Genomic DNA, 8,642 nt, shown 5'->3' with positions numbered 1-8,642 from the left:
GGCACCCCGCTGAATGGAACCGGTGCAATCATCGTCGATATGGCCGCGCCGCGCGGCCTTCAGCTGCGCGGCGGGCGGGGGCGGTAGACCGGCAGGCGCCATCCGAAGATCAGCGAGCCGGTGCGCAGCAGGAAGGTCACCGCCGCGCAGGTCAGCAGCGCCGGCGGGGTGGCGCCGGTCAGGGCGACGACCGCCAGCGCGCTCAGCGCACCGGCGAAAGCGGCGCTGAGGTAAAGCTCGCCCTGGCGCAGGACCATCGGCACTTCGTTGCAGACGACGTCGCGCATCAGCCCGCCGAAGGTGCCCGTGGCCATGCCCATCATCAGCACCACCGCCGGGCTCTGGTCGAGCGCGAGCGCGACGCCCACGCCGGCGGCCACGGCGACGGCGAGTGCGCCGGCGTCGAACCAGTCGAGCGCGCGGCGCCGCGATTCCAGCCGGTGGGCGGTGAGGAACACCAGGGCCGCCGCGACGCAGGCGGTACCGATATACCAGGGGTTCGCGATCCAGAAGACCGTGTCGCGGTTGAGCAAGAGATCGCGCACCGTGCCGCCGCCGACCGCCGTGAGGCTGGCGATGAACAGGAAACCTACGAGGTCGAGTTGCGCCCGGCTGGCGGCCAGCGCGCCGGTCAGCGCGAAGATGAAGACCGACAGGTAATCCAGCGCCGACAGCAGGCTCATGACCGCCCCCCGGAACCGGCCGCCGCCGCGGCGCGGGGTTTGAAGGGGACCATGCCGGCGCGGGCGAGTTCGTCGGCGCGTTCGTTCTCGGCGTGGCCGGCATGGCCCTTGATCCAGCGCCAGGTCACGTCGTGGCGCGCCCGTGCTGCGTCGAGGCGTTGCCACAGGTCGACGTTCTTCACCGGCTTGCGGTCGGCGGTGCGCCAGCCGTTCTTCTTCCAGCCGTGGATCCAGGTGCCGACGCCGTTCTTGACGTAGGCGCTGTCGGTGGTGATGGTGATCGTCGTCGGCCGCGTCAGCGCCTCCAGCGCGGCGATCGCGGCCATCAGTTCCATCCGGTTGTTGGTCGTCTCGGCCTCGCCGCCCGAGAGCTCGCGCTCCTTCAGGATGGTGTCGCCCTCGACCGCGCGCATCAACACGCCCCAGCCGCCCGGGCCGGGATTGCCCGAGCAGGCGCCGTCGGTCCAGGCGTGGATTTCAGGCATTCCGGCCCCCGAAGGCGCAAGCGTCCAAGGTTGGACGCTCGCGCAAGTAGCTGTAATCACGGTACGATTTCGAAAAATTAACCACAATGAAACTTTCGGGAAAGCGCATTTTCCGGGGCTCAGGCATGGCGGGCGACCCAAAGGCAGCCGACGACGACGGCGGTGACGGGGATGCGCAGGCTCAGCCACCAGCGTGGGGCCAGGCGCTTGGCCTGAAAGACCAGATCGAGGATCAGCACGCCGAGAAACCCGGCGATGAGATGCGCGAGCGCCTGACCTTCGAACGCCCAGGGATGCGGTGTCACGAAGAAGAAGACATGCAGCGCCGGAAGCACGCTGAGGACATAGGCCCAGGCCGGGGCGCCACGTGCGGCAAAACCCCAGAGCACGCCCGACATGAAACACAGGATCACCGTGCCATAGGCCACGATCAGGCCGCGCCCCTCGCCGGGGATCAGGCCGAGGATCATCGCGGCGGCGGCGATGAAGGGCAGGGCGCCGGCTGCGGTCAGCAGGATGGCGATGCGCGGCGGCGTCATGCCGGTTCGCGCAGGACGCGGGGAACCTTGAACTCGACGCGCTCGACCGCGGTCTCGACCAGTTCGCGGGTAAGGTCGAAGCGTTCGGCGAAGGCCGCGATCACCTCGTCGATCAGCACCTCGGGGGCGCTGGCGCCGGCGGTCAGGCCGACGGCCCGCGCCCCGTCGAGCGCGCGCCAGTCGATCTCGGTCGCGCGCTGGATCAGCTGGGCGTAGTCGCAGCCCGCGGCGCGCCCGACCTCGACCAGCCGGCGCGAGTTCGAGGAGTTCGGCGCGCCGATGACCAGCAGCGCGTCGATGCGCGGCGCGATCTCTTTCACCGCCGCCTGCCGGTTGGTGGTGGCGTAGCAGATGTCTTCCTTGTGCGGGCCGATGATCGCGGGAAACCGCGCCTTCAGCGCCGCGACGATGGCGGCAGTATCGTCCACTGACAGCGTCGTCTGGGTGATGAAGGCCAGCTTTTCGGGGTTGCGGACCGTCAGGCCGGCGACATCGGCGACGGTTTCGACCAGCAGCACCTCGCCCGGCGGCAACTGGCCCATCGTGCCCTCGGTCTCGGGGTGGCCGGCGTGCCCGATCATCACCATCTGCAGGCCGTTTTCGTGGTGGCGCTCGGCCTCGATATGCACCTTCGACACCAGCGGGCAGGTGGCGTCGACATAGACCATGCGGCGTGCCTGCGCGGCTTCGGGGACTGATTTGGGCACGCCATGCGCGGAAAAGATCACCGGCCGGTCATCGGGGCATTCATCCAGCTCCTCGACAAAGACCGCGCCCTTGGCGCGCAGCCCGTCGACGACAAAGCGGTTGTGCACGATCTCGTGGCGCACGTAGACCGGCGCGCCCCATTTCTGCAGCGCCATCTCGACGATCTTGATCGCCCGGTCGACGCCGGCGCAGAAACCGCGCGGCGCGGCAAGATAGAGCGTAAGCGGGGGCTTCGCGGTCATCGCGGCGGTCCTTCCGGCTGCTTGCGTTCGTTGCCAGACCTAAGGCGCGTCGGCGGCCCAGTCCAGCCCCATCGCCTGCGCGGTGAGCCAGCCAAGCAACACGAAACGCCCGGTCTTGGCGATGCCGACCAGCAGGGTGAACTGCCACAGCGGCGTGCGCATCGCCCCGGCGACGACCGTGAACCAGCCCAGGATCGGCGCCCAGCTGAGCAGCAGCGACCAGACGCCGTAGCGTTCCCACCAGACCCTTGCGCGGGCAAACTGGCGGTCGTCGATGCGCAGCCAGCGATGCGCGCCGGCGTCTTCCAGCCTGCCGCCGATCCAGTAGTTGACGAAGGCGCCCAGCGTGTTGCCGAGGCTTGCGACCGCGACCAGGATCGCCAGCGGCGCCAGCCCGGACAGCTGGACGCCGACGAAGACGAGTTCGGACTGGAAGGGAAACACGGTCGCCGCAAGAAAGGTTGCGGCGAAGACCGCGGCCAGGGCCGCGATCATCTGTCAGCCATCTTCGCCGGTCGTGGCTTCCTCGCGTTCGACGCGCGGCTCGCGCGGTTCGCGCGGCGGGCGGCCGATGACCTCGCGCAGATCGTCGAGCTCGATGAAGTTGTCGGCCTGGCGGCGCAGGTCATCGGCGATCATCGGCGGGCTGGAGCGGATGGTCGAGACGACCGAGACGCGCAAGCCCTGGCGCTGCAACGACTCGACCAGCGGCCGGAAGTCGCCGTCGCCCGAGAACAGGACCGCATGGTCAAGCCGGTCAACGAGCTCCATGGCGTTCACCGCCAGCTCGATGTCCATGTTGCCCTTGACCTTCCGGCGCCCGGCGCTGTCGATGTATTCCTTCGCCGGCTTTGTCACCATCGTGTAGCCGTTGTACTGCAGCCAGTCGATCAGCGGGCGGATGGGCGAGTATTCCTCGCTCTCCAGCAGCGCGGTATAGTAGAAGGCGCGCAGCAGCTTGCCACGGCGCATGAATTCCTGTCGCAGCAGCTTGTAGTCTATATCGAAACCCAGTGCCTTGCCCGCGGCAAAGAGGTTGGCCCCGTCGATAAAAAGCGCGAGGCGCTCGTCCTTGTAAAACATTGCCTTTCCTTTCGCGACCGTGTCATGAGACGCCGCCGATGCCGATGGGGTTCCTGGATCGGACACCCGAGGGGGCCGATGTTCCGGCATCGCCACTGGTACCCAGACACGAACTGAGGCTGTTTACGGATGAAAAAAGTCAAGGGCAACCGCTTCCTGATTGCACTCGGCAGCAATCTGTCGGCGCTTACCGACCAGAACGCTGCGTCACTTTCGGAAGCTCTGCGCTTGCTCGACCAAATACCCGTAAAACGTACCAGACAGTCCGGCATTTGGCAAACACCGGCGTTCCCGGCAAGGTCCGGTCCCGACTTCGTGAATGCCTGTGTGGAGGTCGAGACGAGGCTGGAACCCGCAGCGCTGCTGGCCGCGCTGCACGGGATCGAAGCGGCGATGGGGCGCGAGCGGGTCCAGCGCTGGGGGACGCGGGTGATCGACCTCGATCTGCTGGCGGCGGGGTCGCTGGTGCTGCCCGACGCGGGGACGCTGCGCCAGTGGATGGACTTGCCGCTGGCGGCGCAGATGCAGGCCGCGCCCGACCGCCTGCTGCTGCCGCATCCCCGGCTGCACGAACGGGCCTTCGTGCTGGTGCCGCTGGCCGAGATCGCGCCAGACTGGGTCCACCCCCTGCTGGGCTGCACGGTGCGGCAGATGCGCGACGCCCTCGATCCGGCGGAACGGGCGGCGCTCAGGCGGTTGTGATGGGACGGCGGCGCGCAGTGCCAGCTTCGGCTTGTCAAGGCCCCGCAATCGCGCTAGAAGCCGCAACTTGACCCGCCCTTTCCCAGGACATGGAGTGTCTGCATGGCCCGCGTGACGGTTGAAGATTGCGTTGACAAGGTTCCGAACCGGTTCGAACTGGTACTTCTGGCTGCCCACCGCGCGCGCGAAGTCGCGGCCGGTGCGCCGATCACCATCGACCGCGACAACGACAAGAACCCGGTCGTCGCCCTGCGCGAGATCGCCGAAGAGACGCAGCAGGCCGATGCCCTGCGCGAGCGGATGATCGAAAGCATGCAGACCCAGATCGAGGTCGACATGCCCGAGGATGACGACATGGCGCTGCTGATGAGCACCGAATCGGACCGCCCGGCGGCCGACGACATGACCGAAGAGCAGATGTTGCGCCAACTGCTCGAGGCGCAGAGCCAGGAAGGCTGAGCGATGCGGGCAGGGTCCGGACTTGATCACGCCCGATGACCTGGTTGCGCTGGTCCGCAACTACAATCCGAACTGCGATGAAGACCTGCTCCGCCGCGCCTGGGACTATGGCGCGGCGATGCACGACGGCCAGACCCGCTATTCGGGCGAGCCGTATTTCACCCATCCCGTCGCCGTCGCCTCGATCCTGACCGAGATGCGGCTCGACGATGCGACCATCGTCACGGCCCTTCTGCACGACACGGTCGAGGATACGCGGTCCACCCATATCGAGCTGAAGCGGCTTTTCGGCGACGAGATCGCCGATCTGGTCGATGGCGTGACCAAGCTGACCAACCTGCAGCTGTCGTCCACCGAGGCCAAGCAGGCCGAGAATTTCCGCAAGCTTCTGATCGCGATGAGCCGCGATCTGCGCGTCATCCTGGTCAAGCTGGCCGACCGGCTGCACAACATGCGCACGATCCGGTCGATGCGGCCCGACAAGCAGGCGCAGAAGGCGCGCGAGACGATGGACATCTACGCGCCGCTGGCCGGCCGGATGGGCATGCAGTGGATGCGTGAGGAACTGGAGGACCTGTCCTTCCGCGTCCTCAACCCCGAGGCGCGCAACTCGATCCTGCGCCGCTTCATCCTGCTGCAGCGCGAGTCGGGCGATGTGATCCCCAAGATCACCTCCGACATCCGGCTGGAGCTGGAAAAGGCCGGCATCGACGCCACCGTCTATGGCCGCGCCAAGAAGCCCTATTCGGTCTGGCGCAAGATGCAGGAAAAGGACCTTGCCTTCTCGCGCCTGTCGGACATCTACGGGTTTCGCATCATCGTCGACGATGTCGTGCAGTGCTACCACGTCCTGGGCCTGATCCATCAGCGCTGGCGCGCCGTGCCGGGGCGGTTCAAGGACTACATCAGCCAGCCCAAGCAGAACGGCTACCGATCCATCCACACCACCGTCTCGGGCCGGGACGGCAAGCGGGTGGAGGTGCAGATCCGCACGCGCGAGATGCACGAGGTGGCCGAGGCCGGCGTCGCCGCGCACTGGGCGTACCGCGACGGCGCGCGCACCGCCAACCCCTTTGCCGTCGACCCCGCCAAGTGGATCGCGACGCTGACCGAACGGCTCGACAGTTCCGAGGACCACGACGAATTCCTCGAACACGTCAAGCTGGAGATGTATGCCGACCAGGTCTTCTGCTTCACGCCCAAGGGCGACGTGGTGCAGCTGCCGCGGGGCGCGACGCCGCTCGATTTCGCCTATGCGATCCATACGCGGATCGGCAATGCCACCGTCTCGGCCAAGCTCGACGGGTTGCGCGTGCCGCTCTGGACGCGGCTCAGGAACGGCCAGTCGGTCGAGATCATCACCGCCGAAGGCCAGCGCCCGCAGGCGACCTGGATCGAACTGGTCCATACCGGACGTGCCAAGGCCGCGATCCGTCGGTCCCTGCGCGAGGAGGATCGCGAGCGCTTCGTCGCACTGGGGCGAGAGTTGTCGCGCGTGGCCTTCGAGAACGTGGGCCGCAAGGTCACCGACAAGGCACTGGACACCGCCGCCAAGACGCTGGGGCTGAAGAACGCCACGGACCTTCTTTCGAAGATCGGCAGCGCCGAGATCAGCGCGCGCGGCGTGGTCGAGAAGCTTTATCCCGAACTCGCCACCCGCCCGCCGGAGGAGGTCGATATCGCCCGCCCCGTCGTCGGGCTCGAGCCGGGGCAGAGCTTTCGCCGCGCCGCCTGCTGCCAGCCGGTGCCGGGCGAGCGTATCGTGGGCATCACCTATCGCGGCAAGGGGGTCGTGGCGCATGCCATCGACTGCGAGGTGCTGGCGTCGCTCGAAGAACAGCCCGAGCGCTGGGTCGATCTGCGCTGGCACGAAGGCCGCCACCCGCCGGTCTATTCCGTCGCCCTCGATATCACCATCGCCAACTCGACCGGTGTGCTTGGGCGGATTTGCACCTTGATCGGCGAACAGAAGGCCAATATCTCGGATCTGAGGTTCGTGGATCGCAAGCCCGATTTCTTCCGTCTGGTGGTCGAGGCCGACGTGCGCGACGCCGAACACCTGCACCGTATCCTGACGGTTCTGGATGCGGAAAGCGATGTGGCGCAGGTTGACCGTTTCCGCGATCCGACGCGGCAACCATGAGCGAGGGACGTAGCGCGGAGTGGTCTTCAAGCGCCGGACACAACAAAGCTACCCGCGCCGGCTGATTCAGGTCTTCTATCCGCGCGGCGGCTGGACGCGCGCCACGTCCTACATCCTGCATCGCCTGCGTCGACTGCCCGACACGCCGCAGCGAATCTGCATCGGCATCGCCGCCGGCACCTTCGTGTCCTTCCTGCCGCTCTGGGGATTTCACTTCCTGCTGGCGGCACTCTTCGCCTGGCTCTTTCGCGGCAACATCCTGGCGGCCCTGCTGGGCACGTTCTTCGGCAATCCGATCACCTTTCCGATCATCGCGGTCAGCTCGCTGGAACTGGGCAGCTGGTTGATGGGCACGCTCGACAGCATGAAGTTCGTCGAGGTGATGACCGCCACCGGCAACGCGACCTCGGAGCTGACCAGCAACATCTGGGGCTGGCTGATCGGCGAGAAGGTCTACTGGGGGCGGCTCAACCATTTCTTCTGGCGGGTGTTCCTGCCCTTCATGCTGGGCGGCACGATCCTGGGCATTCCCACGGCGATCGCTATGTATTACGTCTGCCTGCCGCTGGTGAACGCCTATCAGCGCCGCCGGCAGACGAAGTTGCGCGGCCGTTTCGAAGCGGCGCGCGCCTTGCAACGAGAACGCGACATGCGAGAGATCAAATGAGCAGACCGCCGATCCGACTGGGTGTGAACATCGACCACGTCGCCACCCTGCGCAACGCGCGCGGCACCCGGTATCCGGACCCGGTGCGCGCCGCGCTGCTGGCGCAGGAGGCCGGCGCGGACGGCATCACCGCCCACCTGCGCGAGGATCGTCGCCACATCGTCGATGACGACATCGCCCGCCTGATGGAGGCGATCGCGCTGCCCCTCAACTTCGAGATGGCGGCGACGGCGGAGATGCAGGAAATCGCGCTGCGCCACCGGCCCCACGCGGTCTGCATCGTCCCCGAGAAGCGCGAGGAACGCACGACCGAGGGGGGGCTGGACGTTGCCGCCGATGCCAACCGCCTGACCGGCTTCATCGCGCCGCTGCGCGACGCCGGCTGCCGCGTGTCGCTGTTCATCGGCCATGACGCGCGCCAGATCGAGGCCGCGGTGCGCGTCGGCGCGGCGGTGGTGGAACTGCATACCGGACACTACTGCGATCTGGTCGCCGAAGGGCAGGGGGACGCCGCCGACGTCGAACTGGCGGAATTGCGCCGCGCGGTTCGCGACGCCCATGGCGCCGGGCTGGAGGTGCACGCCGGCCACGGCCTCACCTTCGACACCATCGCCCCGTTCGCGGCGATGGACGCGGTGCGAGAGCTCAATATCGGGCATTTCCTGATCGGCGAGGCGGTATTCATGGGTTTGGGCCCGGCGATCACCGAGATGCGCCACCGCATGGACGCCGCCCGGGTCTGACGGCGCTTCGATCACCTTGCGGCCCGGTGGCCCTAGGGGCCCTCGCCGCCGGGGATCGGAAAGCGCGCCGCTCAGCACACCCCGCGCCACTTTCGAGAAAGTTTCATTGCGGTTAATTTTCGAATTTCGAGGCGGTGTCTGCGTTCCGAGCTGGTTCATGCGGCGAGCAGTCTCTGCCAAGCTGCGTC

At 67.2% G+C, this 8,642-nt stretch carries 11 protein-coding genes; 5 read left to right on the top strand and 6 right to left on the bottom strand.

Annotated features, from left to right (window positions below):
• Window positions 1-59 precede the first annotated feature (59 nt).
• From IM708_RS19460 to IM708_RS19435, 6 genes are all read right to left on the bottom strand, one after another.
• Window positions 60-683: a trimeric intracellular cation channel family protein gene (locus tag IM708_RS19460; RefSeq protein WP_209428238.1), complete on the bottom strand. Its 624-nt coding sequence runs from the start codon at window positions 681-683 to the stop codon at window positions 60-62.
• Window positions 680-1,168 carry a ribonuclease HI gene (rnhA, locus tag IM708_RS19455; protein ID WP_209428237.1) on the bottom strand — a complete coding sequence of 163 codons (489 nt, stop codon included), beginning with the start codon at window positions 1,166-1,168 and terminating at the stop codon, window positions 680-682. The genes IM708_RS19460 and rnhA overlap by 4 nt, the downstream gene beginning before the upstream one ends.
• 119 nt (window positions 1,169-1,287) lie before the next feature.
• Window positions 1,288-1,707 (bottom strand): DUF3429 domain-containing protein, encoded by a 420-nt coding sequence (locus IM708_RS19450; RefSeq protein ID WP_209428236.1) that lies wholly within the window; start codon window positions 1,705-1,707, stop codon window positions 1,288-1,290.
• On the bottom strand, window positions 1,704-2,657 hold the full coding sequence (gene ispH, locus IM708_RS19445) for a 4-hydroxy-3-methylbut-2-enyl diphosphate reductase (protein ID WP_209428235.1): 954 nt from the start codon (window positions 2,655-2,657) through the stop codon (window positions 1,704-1,706). The genes IM708_RS19450 and ispH overlap by 4 nt, the downstream gene beginning before the upstream one ends.
• A 39-nt stretch (window positions 2,658-2,696) precedes the next feature.
• Window positions 2,697-3,152: a YqaA family protein gene (locus tag IM708_RS19440; protein WP_209428234.1), complete on the bottom strand. Its 456-nt coding sequence runs from the start codon at window positions 3,150-3,152 to the stop codon at window positions 2,697-2,699.
• Between the two features lie 3 nt (window positions 3,153-3,155).
• Window positions 3,156-3,740: an NYN domain-containing protein gene (locus IM708_RS19435; protein ID WP_209428233.1), complete on the bottom strand. Its 585-nt coding sequence runs from the start codon at window positions 3,738-3,740 to the stop codon at window positions 3,156-3,158.
• 129 nt (window positions 3,741-3,869) lie between these two features.
• Here IM708_RS19435 and folK point away from each other — a divergent pair, with 129 nt between their 5' ends.
• The 5 genes from folK to IM708_RS19410 all read left to right on the top strand — a co-directional run bounded on the left by folK (window position 3,870) and on the right by IM708_RS19410 (window position 8,454).
• Window positions 3,870-4,442, top strand: a complete 573-nt coding sequence (folK, locus tag IM708_RS19430) for a 2-amino-4-hydroxy-6-hydroxymethyldihydropteridine diphosphokinase (RefSeq protein ID WP_209428232.1) — start codon at window positions 3,870-3,872, stop codon at window positions 4,440-4,442.
• 102 nt (window positions 4,443-4,544) lie between these two features.
• A complete protein-coding gene (gene rpoZ, locus IM708_RS19425) occupies window positions 4,545-4,901 on the top strand; it encodes a DNA-directed RNA polymerase subunit omega (protein WP_209428231.1) in 357 nt (118 codons plus the stop codon).
• 22 nt (window positions 4,902-4,923) lie between these two features.
• A complete protein-coding gene (locus tag IM708_RS19420) occupies window positions 4,924-7,044 on the top strand; it encodes a bifunctional (p)ppGpp synthetase/guanosine-3',5'-bis(diphosphate) 3'-pyrophosphohydrolase (protein WP_209428230.1) in 2,121 nt (706 codons plus the stop codon).
• Window positions 7,045-7,063: 19 nt separating this feature from the next.
• Window positions 7,064-7,711, top strand: coding sequence for a DUF2062 domain-containing protein (locus IM708_RS19415; RefSeq protein ID WP_209428229.1), 648 nt, complete (start codon window positions 7,064-7,066; stop codon window positions 7,709-7,711).
• Complete coding sequence (locus IM708_RS19410) at window positions 7,708-8,454, top strand: pyridoxine 5'-phosphate synthase (protein ID WP_209428228.1); 747 nt, start codon at window positions 7,708-7,710, stop codon at window positions 8,452-8,454. Before IM708_RS19415 ends, IM708_RS19410 begins: the two co-directional genes overlap by 4 nt.
• The last annotated feature ends 188 nt before the right edge of the window (window positions 8,455-8,642 follow it).

It is taken from the genome of Pararhodobacter sp. SW119, from assembly GCF_017811755.1.
Lineage (GTDB): Bacteria > Pseudomonadota > Alphaproteobacteria > Rhodobacterales > Rhodobacteraceae > Pararhodobacter.
This window is presented reverse-complemented; position numbering and strand designations above follow the sequence as displayed.

What these genes read in the sequence shown, in the direction of transcription:
- rpoZ (WP_209428231.1), top strand. Translation starts at nt 4,545, where the DNA reads ATGGCCCGCGTGACGGTTGAAGATTGCGTTGACAAGGTTCCGAACCGG.
- IM708_RS19435 (WP_209428233.1), bottom strand. Translation starts at nt 3,740, where the DNA reads ATGTTTTACAAGGACGAGCGCCTCGCGCTTTTTATCGACGGGGCCAAC.
- IM708_RS19410 (WP_209428228.1), top strand. Translation starts at nt 7,708, where the DNA reads ATGAGCAGACCGCCGATCCGACTGGGTGTGAACATCGACCACGTCGCC.
- folK (WP_209428232.1), top strand. Translation starts at nt 3,870, where the DNA reads ATGAAAAAAGTCAAGGGCAACCGCTTCCTGATTGCACTCGGCAGCAAT.
- IM708_RS19450 (WP_209428236.1), bottom strand. Translation starts at nt 1,707, where the DNA reads ATGACGCCGCCGCGCATCGCCATCCTGCTGACCGCAGCCGGCGCCCTG.
- IM708_RS19440 (WP_209428234.1), bottom strand. Translation starts at nt 3,152, where the DNA reads ATGATCGCGGCCCTGGCCGCGGTCTTCGCCGCAACCTTTCTTGCGGCG.
- rnhA (WP_209428237.1), bottom strand. Translation starts at nt 1,168, where the DNA reads ATGCCTGAAATCCACGCCTGGACCGACGGCGCCTGCTCGGGCAATCCC.
- IM708_RS19460 (WP_209428238.1), bottom strand. Translation starts at nt 683, where the DNA reads ATGAGCCTGCTGTCGGCGCTGGATTACCTGTCGGTCTTCATCTTCGCG.
- ispH (WP_209428235.1), bottom strand. Translation starts at nt 2,657, where the DNA reads ATGACCGCGAAGCCCCCGCTTACGCTCTATCTTGCCGCGCCGCGCGGT.